The 19,366-nt window shown below is 67.6% G+C and carries 22 protein-coding genes and 1 tRNA gene; 10 read left to right on the top strand and 13 right to left on the bottom strand.

Annotated elements, in window-relative coordinates; all coding sequences use genetic code 11:
* Positions 1–28 precede the first annotated feature (28 nt).
* Complete coding sequence (locus tag IED13_RS11985) at positions 29–748, bottom strand: DnaJ domain-containing protein (RefSeq protein ID WP_191124296.1); 720 nt, start codon at positions 746–748, stop codon at positions 29–31.
* On the bottom strand, positions 745–1,485 hold the full coding sequence (locus tag IED13_RS11980; protein ID WP_248312555.1) for a VWA domain-containing protein: 741 nt from the start codon (positions 1,483–1,485) through the stop codon (positions 745–747). The genes IED13_RS11985 and IED13_RS11980 overlap by 4 nt, the downstream gene beginning before the upstream one ends.
* A 93-nt stretch (positions 1,486–1,578) precedes the next feature.
* On the opposite strand from IED13_RS11980, the gene panC reads away from it, so the two are divergent.
* From panC to IED13_RS11965, 3 genes are all read left to right on the top strand, one after another.
* Entirely contained in the window at positions 1,579–2,427 is an 849-nt protein-coding gene (panC, locus tag IED13_RS11975; RefSeq protein ID WP_404801887.1) for a pantoate--beta-alanine ligase, read from the top strand.
* 230 nt (positions 2,428–2,657) lie between these two features.
* Complete coding sequence (locus IED13_RS11970; protein WP_191124395.1) at positions 2,658–3,092, top strand: hypothetical protein; 435 nt, start codon at positions 2,658–2,660, stop codon at positions 3,090–3,092.
* A 5-nt stretch (positions 3,093–3,097) separates the two neighbouring features.
* Positions 3,098–3,601, top strand: a complete 504-nt coding sequence (locus tag IED13_RS11965) for a MarR family winged helix-turn-helix transcriptional regulator (RefSeq protein ID WP_191124295.1) — start codon at positions 3,098–3,100, stop codon at positions 3,599–3,601.
* 24 nt (positions 3,602–3,625) lie between these two features.
* On the opposite strand, the gene IED13_RS11960 is transcribed toward IED13_RS11965, so the two are convergent.
* Both IED13_RS11960 and IED13_RS11955 read right to left on the bottom strand, forming a co-directional pair.
* A complete protein-coding gene (locus tag IED13_RS11960; RefSeq protein WP_191124294.1) occupies positions 3,626–4,063 on the bottom strand; it encodes a DUF1489 family protein in 438 nt (145 codons plus the stop codon).
* A gap of 66 nt (positions 4,064–4,129) precedes the next feature.
* Positions 4,130–4,486: a VOC family protein gene (locus IED13_RS11955; protein ID WP_038365530.1), complete on the bottom strand. Its 357-nt coding sequence runs from the start codon at positions 4,484–4,486 to the stop codon at positions 4,130–4,132.
* A gap of 35 nt (positions 4,487–4,521) precedes the next feature.
* Here IED13_RS11955 and IED13_RS11950 point away from each other — a divergent pair, with 35 nt between their 5' ends.
* Both IED13_RS11950 and IED13_RS11945 read left to right on the top strand, forming a co-directional pair.
* Positions 4,522–5,289, top strand: coding sequence for an SDR family oxidoreductase (locus IED13_RS11950; RefSeq protein WP_191124293.1), 768 nt, complete (start codon positions 4,522–4,524; stop codon positions 5,287–5,289).
* Complete coding sequence (locus IED13_RS11945; RefSeq protein ID WP_191124292.1) at positions 5,286–6,137, top strand: aminoglycoside phosphotransferase family protein; 852 nt, start codon at positions 5,286–5,288, stop codon at positions 6,135–6,137. Before IED13_RS11950 ends, IED13_RS11945 begins: the two co-directional genes overlap by 4 nt.
* A 148-nt stretch (positions 6,138–6,285) precedes the next feature.
* On the opposite strand, the gene IED13_RS11940 is transcribed toward IED13_RS11945, so the two are convergent.
* The 7 genes from IED13_RS11940 to lipB all read right to left on the bottom strand — a co-directional run bounded on the left by IED13_RS11940 (position 6,286) and on the right by lipB (position 13,855).
* Complete coding sequence (locus IED13_RS11940; protein WP_191124291.1) at positions 6,286–8,271, bottom strand: acetyl-CoA carboxylase biotin carboxylase subunit; 1,986 nt, start codon at positions 8,269–8,271, stop codon at positions 6,286–6,288.
* Between the two features lie 40 nt (positions 8,272–8,311).
* A complete protein-coding gene (locus tag IED13_RS11935; protein ID WP_185748001.1) occupies positions 8,312–9,007 on the bottom strand; it encodes a cation efflux transmembrane domain-containing protein in 696 nt (231 codons plus the stop codon).
* Positions 9,008–9,183: 176 nt separating this feature from the next.
* On the bottom strand, positions 9,184–9,945 hold the full coding sequence (locus tag IED13_RS11930; RefSeq protein ID WP_038365528.1) for an SDR family oxidoreductase: 762 nt from the start codon (positions 9,943–9,945) through the stop codon (positions 9,184–9,186).
* 118 nt (positions 9,946–10,063) lie between these two features.
* Positions 10,064–10,963 carry a dienelactone hydrolase family protein gene (locus IED13_RS11925; RefSeq protein WP_210323591.1) on the bottom strand — a complete coding sequence of 300 codons (900 nt, stop codon included), beginning with the start codon at positions 10,961–10,963 and terminating at the stop codon, positions 10,064–10,066.
* Between the two features lie 96 nt (positions 10,964–11,059).
* The gene (locus IED13_RS11920; RefSeq protein WP_133563578.1) at positions 11,060–12,667 is read right to left on the bottom strand and encodes a carboxyl transferase domain-containing protein; all 1,608 of its coding nucleotides are present in this window, start codon (positions 12,665–12,667) and stop codon (positions 11,060–11,062) included.
* Between the two features lie 116 nt (positions 12,668–12,783).
* The gene (locus IED13_RS11915) at positions 12,784–12,984 is read right to left on the bottom strand and encodes a hypothetical protein (RefSeq protein WP_038365526.1); all 201 of its coding nucleotides are present in this window, start codon (positions 12,982–12,984) and stop codon (positions 12,784–12,786) included.
* 166 nt (positions 12,985–13,150) lie between these two features.
* A complete protein-coding gene (lipB, locus tag IED13_RS11910; protein WP_191124289.1) occupies positions 13,151–13,855 on the bottom strand; it encodes a lipoyl(octanoyl) transferase LipB in 705 nt (234 codons plus the stop codon).
* A 135-nt stretch (positions 13,856–13,990) separates the two neighbouring features.
* Here lipB and IED13_RS11905 point away from each other — a divergent pair, with 135 nt between their 5' ends.
* The 5 genes from IED13_RS11905 to IED13_RS11885 all read left to right on the top strand — a co-directional run bounded on the left by IED13_RS11905 (position 13,991) and on the right by IED13_RS11885 (position 17,876).
* On the top strand, positions 13,991–14,260 hold the full coding sequence (locus tag IED13_RS11905) for a FliM/FliN family flagellar motor switch protein (protein ID WP_248311217.1): 270 nt from the start codon (positions 13,991–13,993) through the stop codon (positions 14,258–14,260).
* 125 nt (positions 14,261–14,385) lie between these two features.
* Positions 14,386–14,470, top strand: a tRNA-Leu gene (locus IED13_RS11900).
* A gap of 161 nt (positions 14,471–14,631) precedes the next feature.
* Positions 14,632–15,615: a glycoside hydrolase family 25 protein gene (locus IED13_RS11895; protein ID WP_210323590.1), complete on the top strand. Its 984-nt coding sequence runs from the start codon at positions 14,632–14,634 to the stop codon at positions 15,613–15,615.
* A 212-nt stretch (positions 15,616–15,827) separates the two neighbouring features.
* Positions 15,828–16,793 (top strand): glycoside hydrolase family 25 protein, encoded by a 966-nt coding sequence (locus IED13_RS11890; RefSeq protein WP_191124288.1) that lies wholly within the window; start codon positions 15,828–15,830, stop codon positions 16,791–16,793.
* A gap of 90 nt (positions 16,794–16,883) precedes the next feature.
* Complete coding sequence (locus IED13_RS11885) at positions 16,884–17,876, top strand: CorA family divalent cation transporter (protein ID WP_191124287.1); 993 nt, start codon at positions 16,884–16,886, stop codon at positions 17,874–17,876.
* A 22-nt stretch (positions 17,877–17,898) separates the two neighbouring features.
* On the opposite strand, the gene dmeF is transcribed toward IED13_RS11885, so the two are convergent.
* Together dmeF and IED13_RS11875 are read right to left on the bottom strand one after the other, a co-directional pair.
* The gene (gene dmeF, locus IED13_RS11880; protein WP_191124286.1) at positions 17,899–18,885 is read right to left on the bottom strand and encodes a CDF family Co(II)/Ni(II) efflux transporter DmeF; all 987 of its coding nucleotides are present in this window, start codon (positions 18,883–18,885) and stop codon (positions 17,899–17,901) included.
* Between the two features lie 17 nt (positions 18,886–18,902).
* Entirely contained in the window at positions 18,903–19,169 is a 267-nt protein-coding gene (locus IED13_RS11875) for a metal-sensing transcriptional repressor (protein WP_112763170.1), read from the bottom strand.
* Positions 19,170–19,366: the final 197 nt, after the last annotated feature.

Here is a 19,366-nt window from a genome sequence, read left to right as displayed (position 1 = left end):
GTCGCAGACCTACTCCGGAAGCCCGTCGCTATCCCCGCTTCAGAAGGATGTCCTTGGCCTGGTTGACGCGAGCGGCAAGGCCGCTCGTACCCCCGGCATCCGGATGAATCCGCTTCATCAGGGATCGGTGGGCCTCACGGACCGCCTCCTCGCCCGCCCCCTGCTGAAGCCCCAGGATCTCGTAGGCCTCCTGCTGCGACATCGTGCCCGTGCCCGGCGCGCCGCGCTGCCCCGCGTCACCGTCACGATCAGCGTCTTCACGCCAGCCGGGCGACCGGCGGTCGAGATATGCCTCTAGCAGGCGAGCCCCGTCAGGATCCCGCGCCAGGCAATCGCGCATCAGAGCGCCGAGATCCGCCTGGCTCAGGCTGTCGAGATCGCGCCCGGCATAAGCTCCGCTCTTGACCCGGCCCCGCATCGCGCCGCTGTCGTGATCGAGTTCCATCGCAAGCAGGACCGACTGCACCTGCGAGGTCGCGCCCGGCGCCGGTCCGGCGCGATCGGCCCAGGGAAAGCGGATGCCGCCCGGCCCGGTGGCGCTCCAGCCGAGCAGCCAGGCGCCGATGCCACCGAGAAAGACGGCCATGTCCAGCCGTCCGCGCACCATCAGCAGGGCAGCGACACCCAGCGCAGCGACCCCGCCCACGGTCTTGGCAAGCTTGGCGACGATCTTCGGATTGGCGCCGGCGAACAATTTCACCAGCCACCAGACGAGAATGAGAACGGCGACGCCGTAGAGCAGGCTCACCCGCGCCCTCCTTCCATCGCCGCGATCAATCCCTTGACCGCCGGGCTCGCGCCGGCGAGCCGCAGCATCGCCTCGCGCCCGCCCGCGGCATAGGCCGCCGCGCCGCGCAGGAGCTCCAGCAGCGAGGCCGGAGCATTGACGTCGAAGCGCGCATGGGCGCCGCCGGTCAGCCTCGCGATGCCGGCGAAGGCACGGCTCGCCGCCGGCTCGGAACCCTCCTGGAACACGAAGCCACGGATACCGCGCAGGCCGAGCTCGCCGGCCAGCGCCGCGAGCGCATCGGCATCCTCCTCCATCGCATCGCCGACGAAGACGAAGGCCCGGATCGGCACGCTGCGCGCCTCGTCGCGCACATGCCTCAGCACGCGCGCGATCTGCGTCTGCCCACCCTCGCAGGCGATGCGGCCCATCAATCCCTTCAGCCGCTCGGGCTCGCCGACCCAGCCGGACGCCCGGCACTCGCCGAGCCCGCGGAAATAGACGAGCTGGACAGCGAGGCCGCCGCTCTCGGCCGCCACCTCGAACATCCGGCCCTGCAACGAACAGGCGAGATCCCAGCTCGGCTGCCGGCTCATCGTCGCGTCGAGCGCGAAGACGAGGCGGCCCGCCGTTCCCGCCGCGAGCGGCGCCAGACGCTGCGCCGCGCCGAGAAAACGGTCGATCTCGCCCGGCTGCGACCGGCTGGCCGCCGCCGTCCCGGCGGCCTTGCCAACGGCAAGGTCATTCTTCTCGCTCATGACGCGACGGGGACCTTTCTGAATCACTTCCCATCCTGATATTGGCCACAGCGGCCGCATTTGCTACCCGTCCGCCAAACGGAGGACGCGAGAGTGGCTGGGATCACGGTTTTCGAGACGGTCGCCGCGATGCGGGAAGCCGTCGCCGGCTGGCATGCGGCAGGCGAAAAGGTCGCTCTGGTTCCCACCATGGGCGCCCTGCACGAGGGCCATATCGCCCTGGTGAGCGAAGGCCAGCGCCATGCGAAACGGGTCATCGTCTCGATCTTCGTCAACCCGACGCAGTTCGCCCCGCACGAGGACTTCAAGAAATATCCGCGCACCTTCGACGACGATTGCGCCAAGCTCGTCGCCGCCGGGGCCGATGCGGTGTTTTTCCCCTCGGTCGAGGAGATGTATCCGGCCGGCTTCGCGACCCGCGTCCTGCTGCTCGGCCCCGCCGCGGTCGGGCTGGAGGATCGCTTCCGGCCGACGCATTTCGAAGGCGTGGCAACGGTCTGCTGCAAGCTCTTCACCCAGTCGCGCGCCGACTGCGCCGTCTTCGGCGAGAAGGACTACCAGCAGCTCAAGGTCGTCACCCGCATGGCTGGAGATCTCGACCTCGGCATCCAGATCGTGCCGCTGGCGACGATCCGCGAGGCGGACGGCCTCGCCATGTCCTCGCGCAACCGCTACCTCTCGGCCGAGCATCGCGCGCTGGCCCCCACGCTTCATCGCGTCATGCAGGAACTCGCCGCGCGCATCCGCAACGACGATCCGCTCTTCCAGGCGGTGACGGAGGCGCAGAACGCGATCATCACCGCCGGCTTCGAGCTCGACTATCTGGAAGCCCGCCATGCCGAGACGCTGGCGCCGGTCACCGCGCGCACGGACGGCCCCATCCGTCTGATCCTGGCCGCCCGCATTGGCGGCACGCGGCTGATCGACAATATCGCGGTGTAGGCGCTCGCAGCGATCTGCGCCGGCCGGCTCGTTCGCCTTTGCCGCGTCTGCACCGTTTCCTGATGAACTGCGGCCCGTCTCGCATCGGGCGAAGCCGCATGCCTGCGACAGTGCCAAAGCGCGTCGGCCAATTTATCTTGATGATCAAGATAAATTGAAGTAAGCCCGCTCCGAACGCCCTTGGCAAGCGGGCGCAGGACGGGGCAACGGCGGTGGAGCTGATCATCGGAATGGCGATCCTCGCCGCCGCCACGGGGATCGGCGGCGGGCTATACGAGTTCATCGTGATCGATCCGGCCTGGCCGAACCGGCCGTCCCTGGTCCAGCCGAAGCATGGCGGAGTATCCCGCAAGCGCTTCTGGATCCCGCAGCATATCGTCTTCGAGTTTCTGCTCGTTGCGGCGCTGGTCGCGACCTGGACGGCATCCGGCGTTCGGCAGTGGCTGCTGGTCGCCGTCGCGACCCATGCGGCGATGCGCATCTGGTCAGCATTCGACTTCATCCCGAAGGCCCTCGCCTTCGAGCGAGCCGAGGCTGACAGCGTCGCGCCCGAAGCGGCCCGGCGCTGGACCAGGCGCAGCCGCTTCAGAATGCTGCTCGATCTCGCGACGCTGGCCGCCTTGCTCGCCGCATTCCGGGCAGCCGCCCAGAGCGCTGGCCTCTGATCGCCATGTCCGATCGCGACAACGACGCACTCCTGCGCCAGCTTGGCCTCGCCGTGAGGCGGATGGGCGCGCAGGGCGTGCTCAGCAGCGCCGCCATGGCGAGGCGTTTCGGGCTGCATCCGACCGATCTGGAGGTTCTCGACCTCATCTTCCTGCGCGAGACCGTCACGGCCGGCGAGCTCGCCACGGCCACCGGCCTGACCTCGGGCTCGGTGACGGCGCTGGTCGACCGGCTGGCGGCGCGCGGTTACGTCACCCGCCGCCGGGACGAGACCGATCGGAGGCGCATGCTGATCAGCGTCGTGCGGGCCGCGACGGCGCCGATCGAAGCAGCCTTTGAGCCGCGCCGGGTCGCCATGCACGCGCTCTGGTCGAGCTACGACGATGAGACGCTGCGCGCCGTGACCGACTTCCTGACCCGGAGTACAGAGCTGCTCGTCCGCTACACCGAGGACGTTGCCGCGCCGGCTGAAACCGGAACGATCCGTGGAGCGGCCGAGCCGGGCTGAGGCGCGGCACGACCCGCCCTCACTCTACAGCAGCCCGAGCCCCGCCAGCTCCCGCCGCAATTCCTCCGGCATCTCGCCGAGATCGCCGCCATACTCGGAGAGGTCGCGCGGCGCGTCCTTCGCCTGCAGATAGCGCCAGCCCTGGAAGGGCCGGAACGGGCGCGGCTCGACCGGCACCACCACCGGCTCCATGACCAGATGACAGCGCCCGATGCCCTCGCCATCGGTGAAGGGGCGGATGTCGGTGAGACGCTGGCGCGCCGAGATCTGTCCCTTGATCACCCAGTAGAGCGAGCCGCCGTCGAGGATCTCCTCGATCTTCTTGGGGACCATGCGGGTGGTGTGCAACTGCTCAAGCGGCTCGCCGCGGGCACGCCGCTGCGCCTGGCGTTCGGCGATCCAATCCTCAAGATCGCTGATCGATTCGGCGCCGACGCAGAGCTTGAGCAGATGAAGGGACATGGCCGGTAAAATAGGCTCCTCCGCGCCGCCGGGCCAGCCTCCCGCATGCTTCTCCACAGACGCTCCTCAACGGCCATGCGCGAGCACGTTGACCAGCCGCCCGAAGGGATCGCGCAGGAAAAAGCGCCGCACGCCCCAGGGTTCCTCAACCGGCCCATATTCGATCGGGAGGCCCGCGGCCCGAACCTTTCGCAAGACCGCCTCGAGATCGTCGACCTCGATCGAAAGATCGGGTACTGGCGTGCCCGAGCCGCCTTCGCTGGCAAAGCCGAGCTGCGGCCCGGCGGGGTCTCCCTCCGCCGCATAGGTCTGGATCCAGCCGTGATCCATGACGGGGTGCATGTCGAAAATGCTGCCGTAGAAGGGCTTCGCGAGGCCCGGTTCGGCCGTTAGCATATTCGCCACGATACGCTTCACCGTCATTTTCCCCTCCCGCAACTGGCTACGGACGTTTCATCATGCGCGGACTTGCAGGCAAGGCCATCCTCGTCACCGGCTCCTCGACCGGTATCGGCTATGCGATGGCGGAACGCCTCGTCACGGAGGGCGCGAAGGTCCTCATCCACGGTCGCGACAAGGCGGAGGTCGATGCTGCCGTGGCGCAGCTCGGCGACGCTACGAGCGGCACGACGGGCGATCTGGCCGAACCCGAAACCGCGCAAGCCATCGTCGACGCCACGATCGCCGCCTTCGGCCGCATCGACGGGCTGGTGAACAATGCCGGCATCTATCCGCGCGGCATCCTCGGCGAGACCACCGCCGCCTTCTTCGACCATATGTTCGCGATCAACACCCGCGCGCCGCTGCTCTGCGCCGAGGCCGCGATCCGCGCCTTCCGCGCCCAGAAATCGCCGGGCGCCATCGTCACGGTCGGCTCGATCAACGCCTATTGCGGCCTGTCCAACCTCACCGTCTATTCGATGTCGAAGGGCGCGCTGATGACGATGACGCGCAATCTCGGCAACACGCTCGGCCCCGAGCGCATCCGCGCCAACCAGCTCAATGTCGGCTGGACCTTCACCGCCAATGAGGACGCCACCCAGCAGCGCGAGGGGCGCAAGCCCGGCTGGCAGAACCATCTCTCGCTGCGCGAGGCGCCGACCGGCCGTATCATGCAGCCGGAGGAGATCGCCGCCCACACCGCCTTCTGGCTGTCGGAGGACAGCGCGCCGGTTTCCGGCCAGATCTACGAGGCCGAGCAGTACCCGATGATCGGCCGCGGATGAACGACACATCTCCCTCGCCCATTCTTGCGCCCTTCGAGCCCTGGCTGATGCAATGGCGGCTGGTCCCGGACGGCGAGCCGATCAGGACCCACGCCAGCCGCCTGCTGCCGGTCCGGCAGGATGGCGCACCGGCGATGCTGAAGCTGCCTGAGGTGGAGGATGAGCGCCTCGGCTATCGCCCGCTCCAATACTGGGACGGCGATGGTGCCGCCCGCCTGCTCGCACACGCCGACGAAGGCGCTGCCATGCTGATCGAGCGCGCCACTGGCCGGCGCTCGCTCTCCGCCATGGCCCGCAACGGCGAGGACGACGCCGCGACGGCGATCCTCTGCGACGCCGTCGCGGCGCTGCAGAAGCCACGCGGCCCTTTCCCTATCGGGCTGATCCCGCTCGAAATCTGGTTCAAGGACCTGTTCCCGATGGCGGCCGAGCGCGGCGGCTTGCTGGCGCGATCGGCCGCTATCGCGAGCGAATTGCTGCCGGCTCAGCAGGACATCCTCCCGCTCCATGCCGATTGCCACCACGACAACGTCCTCGATTTCGAAGAGCGCGGCTGGCTCGCCATCGATCCGAAGGGCGTCATCGGCGACCGCGCCTTCGAATACACGATCCTGTTCTGCGATCCCGATCTCGGCGATCCCGAACCGCCGGTCGCGATCCTGCCCGGCCGTTTCGAGCACCGTCTGGAAATCGTGCTGGCGAAATCGGGGCTGGAGCGGCGCCGGCTGCTGCGCTGGATCGTCGCCTGGTGCGGGCTCTCGGCCGCCTGGTTCATGGGCGACGACGATCCGCTGGCGGAGGTCAATCTGACGATACTGCGAAAGGCAGCAGCAGCGCTCGGCGAATAGCGCGCCGTCATGCTCGCCCTTGTGGCGAGCATCCACGTCTTGAACACCGCATGGCATCGACTAAGACGTGGATGGTCGGGACAAGCCCGACCATGACGCGCTGAATCGAAACCTCAGCGATCGCCCGCAAGCGACTCCACCGCCTCGACTATTCTCCGATCACCACCACCTTCGCGCCCTCGGCCACCTGCGCCCCCGGCTCGCCGACGACCTCGCTCACCGTGCCGTCGCGCGGAGCGGTCAGCACATGCTCCATCTTCATCGCCTCGACGATGGCAAGGCGCTGACCCTTCACCACCGCCTCGCCCGGCGCCACGAAGAGCGCGACGAGCTTGCCATGCATCGGCGCCTTGACCACGCCGCCGGAACCGGCAGCCGCATCGAGATCGACCGTAAAGGGATCGAACAGCGAAACGGCCGTCTGCCGGCCGCGATGCAGCGCGTACCAGACGCCGCCCTCGCCCTCGGCCAGCGAGACCTCGTGCTCGCCCTCGCCGATCTCATGGCCCGGCAGGCTGACGCGGGCATCCTCGCCCCGCCACTCGATGCGCGCGTCGACGCGCTCGCCATCGACCGTGAGCGGCAGGCCAAGCGGCTGGCGCGGCATCAGCGAGAAGGCATCCGTCACCAGCCAGGGCGAGCGCGCCTCGCCCTCGGCCCGGCCGGCCGCCTCGACGATACCGGCGACCTGCCGCTCCTCCTCGAGCTGCAGGGCGACGGCCGCGACCGCCGCGGCATCGAGCGGCTGCGGCTCGGCGCCGAGCGCCTGGATGTTGCGGTCGATGAAGCCGGTATCGAACGGCCCCTTCCGGAACCCCTCCGCCTCCGTCAGCTTCTTCAGGAAGGCGAGATTGCTGCGCGGACCGGCGACGACCGTCTCGCCCAGCGCCGCGCCCAACCGGTCGAGCGCCTCGTCGCGCGTCGCGCCATGGGCGATGACCTTGGCGATCATCGGGTCGTAGAACGGCGTCACCGTATCGCCGGCCTCGACGCCGGTATCGATGCGGATGCCTTCGCCATGCGGAAAGCTCAGCGCCCAGAGCTTGCCGGTGGAGGGCAGGAAGCCCTTCTCCGGATCCTCGGCATAGAGCCGCGCCTCGACGGCATGGCCCTTCGCCTCGACGTCGTCCTGCGTGAAGCCGAGCGGCTCGCCGGCCGCGACCTTGAGCTGCAATTCGACGAGATCGAGCCCGGTGATCGCCTCCGTCACCGGATGCTCGACCTGGAGGCGCGTATTCATCTCCATGAAATAGAAGCGGTCGGCCTGCAGGCCCTCGCGCCCATCGGCGATGAACTCGACCGTCCCGGCCCCGACATAGCCGACGGCCCTGGCGGCTTCCGTCGCGGCCTTGCCCATGGCGGCGCGCACCTCCGGTGTCATGCCGGGCGCCGGTGCTTCCTCGATCACCTTCTGATGACGCCGCTGCAAGGAGCAGTCGCGTTCATAGAGATGGACGACATTGCCGTGGCTGTCGCCGAAGACCTGGATTTCGACATGGCGCGGCGAGAGAACGTATTTCTCGACCAGCACGCGGGCGTCACCGAAGGCGCTTGCGCCCTCGCGCTGGGCACTGGTCAGCGCGTCGTCGAAATCCTCGGGCCGGTCGACCTTCTTCATGCCCTTGCCGCCGCCGCCGGCGACCGCCTTGATGAGCACGGGATAGCCGATGCGCCGCGCCTCCCCACGGAGGAAATCGGCGCCTTGCTCGGCGCCGTGATAGCCCGGCACCACCGGCACAGCGGCCTTCTCGACCAGAGCCTTGGCGGCGTCCTTCAGCCCCATCGCCCGGATCGCCGAGGCCGGCGGCCCGACGAAGACGATGCCCGCCGCGGCGCAGGCATCGGCGAATTCGGCATTCTCGGAGAGGAAACCGTAGCCCGGATGGATGCAGACCGCGCCCGCCGCCTTTGCCACGGCTAGAATCTTCGCGGCGTCGAGATAGCTCTCTCGGGCCGGCGCGGGGCCGATATGATAGGCTTCGTCGGCCATCTGCACGAAAAGCGCCTCGGCATCGGCATCCGAATAGACGGCGATGGTGCGCAGGCCCAGCCGCTTCGCGGTGCGGATGACGCGGCAGGCGATCTCGCCGCGATTGGCGATCAGGATCGAGGGCAGCTTGGCAGCGATCGTCATGGAAGCGTCCTCGGCAACATCCTTGAAAGGCTTTTCGCCTTTATAGCCCGCCTGCCCCATCTGTCTGCGCCTTGTTGCGCAAACCGGTTTGGGCCGCTTCCGAATCCGCGCTCCGCCGCAACGAGCGCCAGATCGCCCATGTCGCCTGGAAGCAGATCCCGGCGACGACAAGGTCGAACAGATATTCCGGCCAGCGCACCACCGGCAGGGCACGGGCGGCGAGCCCGACCAGAGCGAAACCCGTGGTCGAGATCGCATCGTTGCGGCTCGACAGCCAGGTTGCCTTGATCACCGGATTATCCTCGCGGCGGAAGCGCCAGAGCACGGCAATCACGAGGAGCGCGATCACGATGGCGCTCACCGCGGCGAAGCCGAGCGTCCAGATCTCGATAGGCCTGGGATTCAGAATCTTGTCGTGGAGGTCGTAGAGCGTGTGCAGCCCGGCGACGGCCATCACCGCGCCGATCGCAATCGCAGCCAGCCGTTCGGCCCGGTCGTCGCGACCGAAGACGATGGCGGCGATGCCGTAGAGCGCGACGTCATAGACCCAATCGACGCCGTCCTTGAAAAGCTGGGCATTGCCGATGGCATGCGCCCAGGCGACCGTCGCCGCCGCCTGGACGAAGATGCCGAGCGCGATGCCCCAGATGGTGAGGGTGTAGGCGCGGGCGATGGCGGGATCGGGAGCCGCAGTTCCGCCTCCCTCGCCATGGGCGGGCCTCTCCAGACCATCCATGTCTTGCGCCCCAGCGACCATCCTCACCTCGTCATCCCGGACAAGCCGCGCCAGCGGCGCCGATCCGGGATCCATGCCGGAACGCGAACCGATCAGGTTCAGGCATGGATCCCGGGTCTACGCTTCGCTCCGCCCGGGATGACAAGCAAGCGGGACGGCCAACGGGAAGGAACGCCTCACCCCCGCCCGACGAGCGGGGCCTTGGTCGCCATCACCGTGACGAAGAGGATGTTGGCGTCGAGCGGCAGCCCGGCCATGTGCAGCACGGTGCTCGCGACATGCGCGACATCCATCACCGGCTCGACCTTGATCGAGCCGTCGGCCTGCGGCACGCCGGTCGTCATCTTCTGCGCCATGTCGGTCAGCGCATTGCCAATATCGACCTGGCCGACGGCGATGTCGTATTTGCGCCCGTCGAGCGAGGCGGTCTTGGTCAGGCCCGAGATCGCATGCTTCGTCGCGGTATAAGCCGCCGAATTCGGCCGCGGCACCTGCGCCGAGATCGAGCCGTTATTGATGATGCGACCACCGCGCGGCTCCTGTGCCTTCATCGCCTTGAAAGCGGCCTGCGTGCACAGGAACGGACCGGTCAGGTTGGTGTCGACCACCTTCTGCCAATCCTCCAGCGAAAGGTCCTCCAGCAGCACGCCGCCCGGCGCATTGACGCCGGCATTGTTGAACAGCACGTCGACCCGGCCGAAAGCCGCCTTTGTCCTGGCGAACAGGTTCTCGACCGAGGCCTTGTCGGTGACATCGGTCGGCACGGCGAGGCCCCGGCCCTTGTCGACGCCGGAGAGCGCGATCGTCTCCTCCAGCGCATCCGCCCGGCGCCCGGCCAGAACGGTGCGGTAGCCATCCTTCAGGAAGGCGATGGCGACGGCCCGCCCCACGCCCGAGCCGGCACCGGTGATGATCGCGACCTTGTCGTGCTGAGCCATGCGTTTCCTCGCGCTTTTGGGAATTCAATCGTTTCGCTCCCAAAGCATAAGCGTAGGCGCGCGACAAGGAAGAACGGCCGGCGCAACCCTTGCCGGCGCCGGCCGGGGATCGCGCGCCTCAGGCGACGCCGTAGCGCTTGAACCAGGCGAGCGCCCGCGCCCAGCCATCCTCGGCCTGCGCCTTGCGATAGCTCGGCCGGTAATCGGCGTGGAAACCATGCGGCGTGTCCGGGAAGATCACGATCTCCACGGTCTTGCCGGCGGCCTTCGCAGCATCCCGCTGCTTCTCGACATCCGCGACCGGAATGCCCGTATCCGCCCCGCCATAGAGCCCGAGAACGGGCGCCTTGAGATCGCCGACGACATCGGCCGCCGTCTTCGGCTGGATGTCGGTGCGGCTGCCCCCGAGCGGCCCGTACCAGGCGACGGCGGCCTTCACCTGCGGGTTATGCGCGGCATAAAGCCAGACGGCCCGCCCGCCCCGGCAGAAGCCGGTGACGCCGAGCCGCGCCGCATCGCCCTTCGAATCGGCCGCAGCCCATTTCGCGCTGGCGTCGAGATCGGAGAGCACGGTCGCGTCCGGCGCCTTCGAGATCACGTCGCGCACGATCGCCTGCACATCGGTCATCTTCGAGAGGTCGCCGAGCCGGGCATAGAGCTCCGGCGCCACGGCGCAGTAGCCGAGCTTGGCGAAGCGCCGGCAAATGTCCTTGATGTATTCGTGGACCCCGAAGATCTCCTCGATGACGAGGACGATCGGGAACGGCCCCGCCCCGTCCGGCATGGCGCGATAGCCAGGCAGGTCGCCATCCGCGGTCGGGATCTTCACCTCGCCGGCGACGAGGCCCTTGCTGTCGGTGGTGATGGTCTGGCCGTGGACGACGGTGGTGGCGAGGGTGAAGCCGCTGATCAACCCGGTCATGACGAAGCCGCGACGGGAGAACGGCTCCCTGACCAGCCCGTCCAGTTGCTCGAGCGTGCTTTCTGCTGCGGTCTGCGCCGGCGCCGTCATGTGCATCTCCCGTTGCTGTGGCGGGAGCCTGCCGCGACGCGGGACGGCTTGCCAAGAGGCGTCAGCACGGCTGCGGTCACAGTGGCGTGAGGAAAGCCGCCCTCACATCCGGAACACACCGAATCTCGTCTCGGGAATCTCGGCGTTGAGCGTCGCCGAGAAGGCCAGCGCCAGCACCCGGCGCGTCTCCGAGGGCAGGATGATGCCGTCATCCCAGAGCCGCGCCGTGGCAAAATAGGGCGAGCCTTCTTCCTCGTAATTGCTGCGGATCGGCGCCTTGAAGGCCTCCTCCTCCGCCGCCGACCAACTCTTGCCCTCGGCTTCGATATTGTCGCGGCGCACGGTGGCCAGCACGCTCGCAGCCTGCTCGCCGCCCATCACCGAAATCCGCGAATTCGGCCAGGTGAAGAGGAAGCGCGGCGAATAGGCCCGCCCGCACATGCCGTAGTTGCCGGCGCCGAAGGAGCCGCCGACCAGCACAGTGACCTTCGGCACGCGCGCCGAGGCCACCGCCGTGACGAGCTTCGCGCCGTCCTTGGCGATGCCGCGCGTCTCGACATCGCGCCCGACCATGAAGCCGGTGATGTTCTGCAGGAAGAGCAGTGGGATCCGCCGCTGGCAGCACAGTTCGATGAAATGCGCGCCCTTCAGCGCGCTTTCCGAGAACAGGATGCCGTTATTGGCGATGATTCCGACCGGGATGCCGTGGATGCGGGCGAAGCCCGTCACCAAGGTCGTACCGTAGAGTTTCTTGAACTCGTCGAATTCCGAGCCGTCGACCAGCCGCGCGATCACCTCGCGGATATCGTATTGCTTCTTGAGATCGGTGGGCACGACGGCTTCGAGCTCGGCCGGGTCGTAGAGCGGCTCGACCGGCTCGGCGATGTCGATATCCGGCCGCTTCACGCTGTTGAGGTTGCCGGCGATGCGCCGGGCGATGGCGAGCGCATGGGTGTCGTCGCCGGCATAGTGATCGGCGACGCCCGAGAGCCTTGCATGGACATCGGCGCCGCCGAGATCCTCGGCCGAGACGACCTCGCCGGTCGCGGCCTTCACCAGCGGCGGACCGCCCAGGAAAATAGTGCCCTGTTTCCTGACGATGATCGTCTCGTCCGACATGGCCGGCACATAGGCGCCGCCGGCGGTGCAGGAACCCATCACCACCGCGACCTGCGGGATACCTTCGGCCGAAAGCGTCGCCTGATTGTAGAAGATGCGACCAAAATGCTCGCGATCCGGAAAGACCTCGGTCTGGTGCGGCAGGTTCGCGCCGCCGGAGTCGACGAGATAGATGCAGGGCAAGCGATTCTCGCGCGCGATCTCCTGGGCGCGCAGATGCTTCTTGACCGTCAGCGGATAGTAGGTGCCGCCTTTGATCGTCGCGTCGTTGCAGACGATCATGCATTCGCGGCCGGCGACACGCCCGATTCCCGCGATCATGCCGGCGGCATGGACATCGCCCTCATACATGCCGAAGGCGGCGAGCGAACCGATCTCGAGAAAGGGCGAACCCGGATCGGTCAGCCGCAGCACGCGTTCGCGAGGCAGCAGCTTGCCGCGCGCCGTGTGGCGCTCGCGGGACCGTGCATTGCCGCCGAGCGCGGCGGTAGCGCGGCGCTCCTGCAATTCGTCGCGCAGCCCGGCCCAGGCTTCGGCATTCGCCCGCGTCTCGGCCGCATTCAGGTCGACCTTGCTTTCGATGACCGGCACGGGCGCGCTCCTTGAGACTTCAGCCTTCTCGGGAGCGTTATGGCGCGGCGCCGGGCAAACGCCAACCGGCGCGGACGCACGGACGCGACCATGCAAATCCGCGCCGAAGGATGATCTTACTCGCTGGCCTTGTTGATCGACCCGGTTACGCTGGGCGCCGCGACCGCGCCGATGGCTCCGCCCGCCACGGCGCCGATCGGTCCGCCGACAAGCGCGCCCGCCCCCGCTCCCGCGGCCGCGCCGGCGATGCGCTGGTCGGTGGTGTTGCAGGCCGCGAGCAGCGTCGCAAGGCAGCTTGCGAGAAGAATGGCTCGCATAATTCGTCCCCTTTTGCTCGAGGCATCAGGCCGAAAAGCGAAATCCGCCTGTCTCAGCAGCCCGATGCATCACCGAAAGCCGGGCCGCCAACGCGCCCATGCAGGCGCATCGCGGCCAGGCTCTGACCGGGCCGAGCATGGGTTTGCATGGCTAACGAAAGGTAAATCAGGCCGAGACGGTTGGGCCGAAGACCCGCTCGAAGGCTTCGCGCAGCACCGAATCGGCCTCCGGCATCGTCACCGGCAAGCCGAGATCGACCAGCGAGGTCACGCCGTGTCGGCTGACGCCGCAAGGCACGATGCCGTCGAAATGGGAGAGATCGGGATCGACATTGAACGAGATGCCGTGGAACGAGACCCAGCGGCGCACGCGGATGCCGATGGCGGCGATCTTGTCCTCGACACCCTCGCCCCGTTCCGGCCGGCGCACCCAGACGCCGACGCGATCCTCGCGCCGTTCGCCACGAATGTTGACATCGTCGAGCGCGCCGATCAGCCAGCCCTCCAGCGCAGCGACGAAGCGGCGCAGATCCGGCTGGCGACGCTTCAGGTCGAGCATGACATAGGCCACGCGCTGGCCGGGGCCGTGATAGGTGAACTGCCCGCCCCGCCCCGAGCGGAACACCGGGAATCGCTCCGGCGCGATCAGGTCCTCGTCGCGCGCCGAGGTGCCGGCGGTGTAAAGCGGTGGATGCTCGACCAACCAGACGCGCTCGCGCGCCTGCCCGTCGGCGATCAGCGCCGCGCGCGCCTCCATCTCGGCGACCGCCTCGTCATAGCCCGTCAGCCCTTCGGCCACGACCCATTCCACCGGCTCGGCGCCCGCTTCCGGCAGAAAGGAAACCGCCAGCGCATCCCGCATATTCACCATGGCTTAACCATGTTCCGTCCAAAGTTTACGGGCCGGTTTCTGCCGGCTGACCATGACCGAGCCTCTTGCGCCCAAAAGCCGCCGGCAGGCAAGTTTCGCTGGTCCAATTCTGAAGTAGGGTTCCGGAGGCAGGACTTGAAGACCGATCTCGATCTCGTTCCTGTCGAGCTTACCGTCGTGCTGGGGCAGACCCAGATGCCGATCTACAAGCTGCTGCGACTCGGCCGCGGCGCGATCATCGAGCTCAACGCCAGCGAGATGGACGAGGTCCAGATTCTCGCCAACAACCACCCCTTCGCCAAGGGAATCGTCGTGGTCAGCGGCGCGCGCATCTCCGTCGAGATCACCCAGATGCTGAAGCGCCCCACCGTCTACACACTCCAGAGCGTCGCCGAGGCGGCCTGAACCCTCTTTTTTCAGGAAAATGCGGCGCGCGTCGCTTTTCCACAGCGACGCTCTTGTGGCGGCGGATTCGATTTGCTAGATCGGCGCCGCTCCCTGGTTGCACCGCCCGCAACTGGAACAGAGCTGCGGTCGTGGCGGAACTGGTAGACGCACTACCTTGAGGTGGTAGCGGGGAGACCCGTGGAGGTTCGAGTCCTCTCGACCGCACCAAATTCGGACGATAAGTCCAGCGAACGGCGACCCTCTCGGGTCGCCGTTCGCATTTCCGGCCTCATGCTCGATTCGTCCCAGGCTGACAGGCGTCAGAACTTTGGTAACGTAAATCGGTTATCAACGTGTCTCGTCTGATCCCCGAGAATACCGCTCCCCGCATGTCACGCATCCGCATCCTGCCTCTTCTGGCTGCCGCCGCCGTTGCGGTCCTTGGCGGCTGCGTGGCGCTCGACACCGCCGGTGACCGGCGCCCGCATGCCGGCGTCGTCGAGGCGCACAGCTACCCGATCCACGGCATCGACGTGTCGCGCTGGCAGGGTGACATCGACTGGGCGGCGGTGCGCGCCTCCGGCATCCGCTTCGTCTACATGAAGGCGACGGAGGGCGGCGACCACATCGACCCGGCCTTCCAGCGCAACTGGGACGGCGCGCGGCGCGCCGGCATCGCCCGCGGCGCCTATCATTTCGTCTATTGGTGCCGCCCGGCCCATGAGCAGGCGCTCTGGTTCAAGCAACAGATCCCGAACGATCCCGACGCCTTGCCGCCGGTGCTCGACGTCGAATGGAACGGCCATTCCAAGACCTGCCCGCAGAAGGTCAGCCGCGAGCTAGCGCTGGAGAAGATCCAGCTGATGCTCACCGAGCTGGAGCAGCTCACCGGCAAGAAGCCGGTGATCTACACCGACATCACCTTCCACAAGGAGGTGCTGGAAGGCCAGTTCAACGACTACCCCTACTGGATCCGCTCGACGGCAGCGAAGCCCGAGACCCGTTACCAGAACCGTCCCTGGGCGATCTGGCAGTTCACCACCACGGCCAAGGTCCCGGGCATTCGCGGCGATGTCGACCGCAACGCCTTCTTTGGCAACGAAGGGCAGTTCATCGGCTGGCTGCAGGGCGAATACGACATCGCCACCCGCCGCTGGGAGAAGCGCAAGCCCGTGCCGCCGCAGCCGAGTCCCGGGCCGGATCATCCCGCGGCGCCAACCCCGATGCCCGTGGCGCCCGGCCCGTTCTCTCCCGCTCCCGCCCCGCTTCCGAACGAGGCCCCGGAGGACGTGCCGATGGCGCGCATTCCTGGCGGCGTGCCGCCGATGGCCTCGGCCTTCCAGCCTCTGGGCGACCAGAGCATTTCGGACTGAGGCTGCTGGACGCCGTCAGAGGCGCACCGTCATTCCGGCTTGCCCCATGATGACGTGCCTTTTCCCCAAAAAAACGGCGTACAGCAGCCCTGCCCCGCCGCGCGAATCCCGCCGGTTAACCAAAGCTGAAAAACATCCTGCGATTGCCGGGCAATTCTAACCGCCGCTTAACCACGCTCTCCGCATCTGGACCTGTGATGCAGGAGAAACACATGCCGGCGCGCAAGCTGACCCACGGCAGGATCTATCTCGGAGCCTTCGCCTTTCTGACGGCCCTCACCTGTCTGGCCGAGCCCGTCTTCGCGCTCTATCCGAAGAAGGGCGACAGCGCACCGCATCACGGCGTGCGCGATGCCCGGCGCAAGGTCATCCAGGGCATCGACGTCTCGCGCTGGCAGGGCGAGATCGACTGGGAGAAGGTCAAGGGCGCCGGCACGCGCTTCGCCTTCATCAAGGCGACGGAAGGCGGCGACCATCTCGACCCCAATTTCCGCCGTAACTGGGCCGAGGCGAAGAAGCACGGTGTCCCGCGCAGCGCCTATCACTTCGTCTGGTGGTGTCGCCCGGCCGCCGAACAGGTGCGCTGGATCAAGAAGCACATTCCGCGCGACCCCGACGCATTGCCCCCGGTGCTCGACGTCGAATGGCAGAACGGCTCGCAATGCGCCCGCAGGGTCTCGCGCGAGGATGCGCTCGCGAAGATCGAGATCATGCTCAAGGGGCTGCGCGAGCACACCGGCAAGAAGCCGATCATCTACACCGACATCAATTTCCACGAGGACGTGCTCGAAGGCGCGTTCAACGACCATCCCTACTGGCTGCGCTCGACCGCCGCGCCGCTGGCGAAGCGCTATGCCCGCGACCGCTGGGAATTCTGGCAGTTCACCACCACCGGCCGCGTGCCCGGCATCGCCGGCGATGTCGACCGCAACGCCTTCTTCGGCAGCGAGCGCGAATTCGAGGCCTGGCGGCAGGGGCGCTTCGACATCGGCCTGCGCAAATGGCATGGCGGCGAGCCGAAGGTCGCGGCACGCATGCCGCCTCCGACGCCGGCAGGCCTGCGCGCGCCCAGGGCGGCTGGCGGCGCCACGCTGAAATTCGCCCCGCCCGGCCGCATTCCCTCGCGCACGGCGGATAGCCGCGACGTCGGCACGACGGGTTCGGTCCGGCGCAATTGAAGCAGGCGGCGCCGGCTGTCACGTTCCTGTCACATCGGCGGAGCCCTGTGCCGCGCGCACAAGCCCTGCCCGTGATCGAGACGAACGACGATGCCGACCGATCTGCAATCCCAAACCGGCGTCATCTGGGCTTATCGCTTCGATACCGAGGGCCGGCCCAGCCTGATCGCGCGCGACACCCTGCCCGACCTCGCCCCGGATGAAGGCTTCGTCTGGCTGCATCTCGACCTCGTGCATACCCGCGCACAAAGCTGGATCGGCGAGCAGGAGCTGCCGGACGCGGCGCAGGAAACCCTCCTCTCGCAGGAAACGCATCAGCGGCTCGACCATTCGGCCCAGCTTGCCTGGGGCGTCTCGCATGACCTCATCCGCAGCATCGCCGACAAGTCGGACAGCGTCGGTGCGCTGCGCTGGGTCATCGGCGACAGCTTCCTGCTCACCGGCCGGCGCGAGGCGCTGCACTCGATCCGGATGACGGCGGAGGCGCTGAATCGCGGCGAGCCGGCGGAGAGCCCGAGCGCGCTTTTCGAGCAGATCATCGAATACATCATCGACGACATCACCGACAGCGTCGTGCGCCTCGTCGATGAAACCGACAGCGTCGAGGACCAGATCCTGCTGGACCGGCTGCATGACGGGCCGCAGCGGGTCGGTGCGATCCGCCGCACCGCCGTGCGGCTGCACCGGCAGCTCAGTGGCCTCCATGTCTTGTTCCGGCGCTTCGCCGAGACGCAATCCGGCCGCAGCGCCCCCGATGCCGTCAAGGCGACCGCAGCGCGCCTGCTGCAACGGGTCGACACGCTGCATCACGACGTCCAGTCGGTGCAGGATCGCGCCCGCCTGCTGCAGGACGAGATCGCTGCCCGCTCGGCCAACCGCACCAACCGGCAGCTCTACGTCTTGTCGATCCTGACCGCGCTCTTCCTGCCGGCGACCTTCATCACCGGCCTGTTCGGCATCAATGTGAAGGGGCTGCCCTGGGTCGAGTCCGAGGCCGGCGCAATCTATGTGTCGCTGGCCTGCATGCTCGCCGCGCTGCTGACGCTCATCCTGCTACGTCGCCGCGGCGTGATCGGCGACTGAGCCGCGCTGCCGCGCAAAGGCTTCACATGGCGGCTGGTCGCGTATTCACCTCGACAGTGACATGCGACAACGTCGGCAGGTCGGCAAGCAGCGCCTTGTAGGCCGAGGGTGATTTCGGCTGGCCGGTCACGACCGAGACGATGGCGCTGCGATGCCCGGGCCCGACCTGCCAGAGATGCAGGTCGGCGACCTCCGCGCCCTCGGCGGCGAGCCGCTCGCCGATGCGCTTCGCCAGCGCCTCGTCCGGCACCGTATCGAGCAGCACGGCTCCCGAACGGCGCAGCAGCCCGACGGACCAATGCGCGATCACGCCGGCGCCGACGATCCCGATCAGCGGATCGAGCCAGACCCAGCCATAATACCGCCCGCCGAGCAGCGCCGCGATCGCCAGGACAGAGGTGAAGGCATCCGCGATGACATGCATGTAGGCCGCGCGAAGATTGGTATCGGCGCCATGGCCGCCATGGGAATGATGGCCGTGGTGGTGATCGTCGTGATCATGGTGGTGGTGCCCGTGGCCGTGATGCCCGGTGTCGCCATGGTGATGGTCGTGCCCGTCCCTGAGCAGCCAGGCGCTTGCCAGATTGACCGCGAGCCCAAGCGCCGCGATCGCGGTCGCCTGGGTGAAATCGATCGCAACCGGCGCGTAGAGCCGCAGCGCCGATTCCCCGGCGACCGCGAGCGCGATGAACATCAGCAGCAGGGCGCTGGCGAAGGCGGCGAGATCGCCGAGCTTGCCCGTTCCAAAGCTGAAGCGGCGGTCATGCGCATGCTGCCGCGCGAAGCGATAGGCGAAGGCGGCGATGCCGAGCGCCGCCGCATGGGTCGACATGTGCCAGCCATCGGCGACGAGGGCCATCGAGCCGAAGACCGTACCGGCAACGATTTCAGCAACCATCATCACGGTCGTCAGGCCGACGACGAACCAGGTGCGCCGCTCGTGGCGCTCATGCTCGCTGCCAAGGAAGACGTGCTGGTGCTGGGCGGGAAAGCTGTTCGCGGCCGACATCGGTTCGCTCCGGACGGTCAGAGATATTTGGTGAGGGCCTTGAGCTCATCGAGCGACTTGCGCGCCTCAGGCGTCGCGACCTGAGCGTGGTCGAACAGGTGATGCTCGATATGATCGAAGATCAGCAGTGACTTGACCTTCTCCAGCGCCTTCTCGACCGCCTGGAGCTGCTGCACCACGTCGGGAACCGCCCTGCCCGCCTCGACCATCCCCACGACCGTGCCGAGATGGCCCTGCGCGCGGCGCAGGCGGTTGATGATGTCGGGATCCATGGCGTGGCTCATGGCCCATATCCTATCCCCCTGGATAGGATATGCAATAGCGAAGCCTCCACCGGCGATGGGCTGGGGCGGATGAGGGGTCGCACGCAGCCGGCACGGCATCACGCCAAACCGCGTCGGGCGCGGCTGCGCACTGACGCCCCGCGTCGGTCCGGCTATAACGACGGCAAGGGAGCCTCGCTCCCCACGACCCGCCGGGA

The organism is Allobosea spartocytisi (genome assembly GCF_014764685.1).
In the GTDB taxonomy this organism is placed as follows: domain Bacteria; phylum Pseudomonadota; class Alphaproteobacteria; order Rhizobiales; family Beijerinckiaceae; genus Allobosea; species Allobosea spartocytisi.
Note: the sequence above shows the minus strand (reverse complement) of the source record. Positions and strands in the feature narration are given on the sequence as shown.

Coding starts and splice junctions, on each gene's coding strand:
- IED13_RS11980 (WP_248312555.1), bottom strand. CDS start 1,485: ATGAGCGAGAAGAATGACCTTGCCGTTGGCAAGGCCGCCGGGACGGCG.
- IED13_RS11970 (WP_191124395.1), top strand. CDS start 2,658: ATGGCGATCCTCGCCGCCGCCACGGGGATCGGCGGCGGGCTATACGAG.
- IED13_RS11965 (WP_191124295.1), top strand. CDS start 3,098: ATGTCCGATCGCGACAACGACGCACTCCTGCGCCAGCTTGGCCTCGCC.
- IED13_RS11960 (WP_191124294.1), bottom strand. CDS start 4,063: ATGTCCCTTCATCTGCTCAAGCTCTGCGTCGGCGCCGAATCGATCAGC.
- IED13_RS11955 (WP_038365530.1), bottom strand. CDS start 4,486: ATGACGGTGAAGCGTATCGTGGCGAATATGCTAACGGCCGAACCGGGC.
- IED13_RS11950 (WP_191124293.1), top strand. CDS start 4,522: ATGCGCGGACTTGCAGGCAAGGCCATCCTCGTCACCGGCTCCTCGACC.
- IED13_RS11945 (WP_191124292.1), top strand. CDS start 5,286: ATGAACGACACATCTCCCTCGCCCATTCTTGCGCCCTTCGAGCCCTGG.
- IED13_RS11940 (WP_191124291.1), bottom strand. CDS start 8,271: ATGACGATCGCTGCCAAGCTGCCCTCGATCCTGATCGCCAATCGCGGC.
- IED13_RS11935 (WP_185748001.1), bottom strand. CDS start 9,007: ATGGATGGTCTGGAGAGGCCCGCCCATGGCGAGGGAGGCGGAACTGCG.
- IED13_RS11930 (WP_038365528.1), bottom strand. CDS start 9,945: ATGGCTCAGCACGACAAGGTCGCGATCATCACCGGTGCCGGCTCGGGC.
- IED13_RS11925 (WP_210323591.1), bottom strand. CDS start 10,963: ATGCACATGACGGCGCCGGCGCAGACCGCAGCAGAAAGCACGCTCGAG.
- IED13_RS11915 (WP_038365526.1), bottom strand. CDS start 12,984: ATGCGAGCCATTCTTCTCGCAAGCTGCCTTGCGACGCTGCTCGCGGCC.
- lipB (WP_191124289.1), bottom strand. CDS start 13,855: ATGGTGAATATGCGGGATGCGCTGGCGGTTTCCTTTCTGCCGGAAGCG.
- IED13_RS11895 (WP_210323590.1), top strand. CDS start 14,632: ATGTCACGCATCCGCATCCTGCCTCTTCTGGCTGCCGCCGCCGTTGCG.
- IED13_RS11890 (WP_191124288.1), top strand. CDS start 15,828: ATGCCGGCGCGCAAGCTGACCCACGGCAGGATCTATCTCGGAGCCTTC.
- IED13_RS11885 (WP_191124287.1), top strand. CDS start 16,884: ATGCCGACCGATCTGCAATCCCAAACCGGCGTCATCTGGGCTTATCGC.
- dmeF (WP_191124286.1), bottom strand. CDS start 18,885: ATGTCGGCCGCGAACAGCTTTCCCGCCCAGCACCAGCACGTCTTCCTT.
- IED13_RS11875 (WP_112763170.1), bottom strand. CDS start 19,169: ATGAGCCACGCCATGGATCCCGACATCATCAACCGCCTGCGCCGCGCG.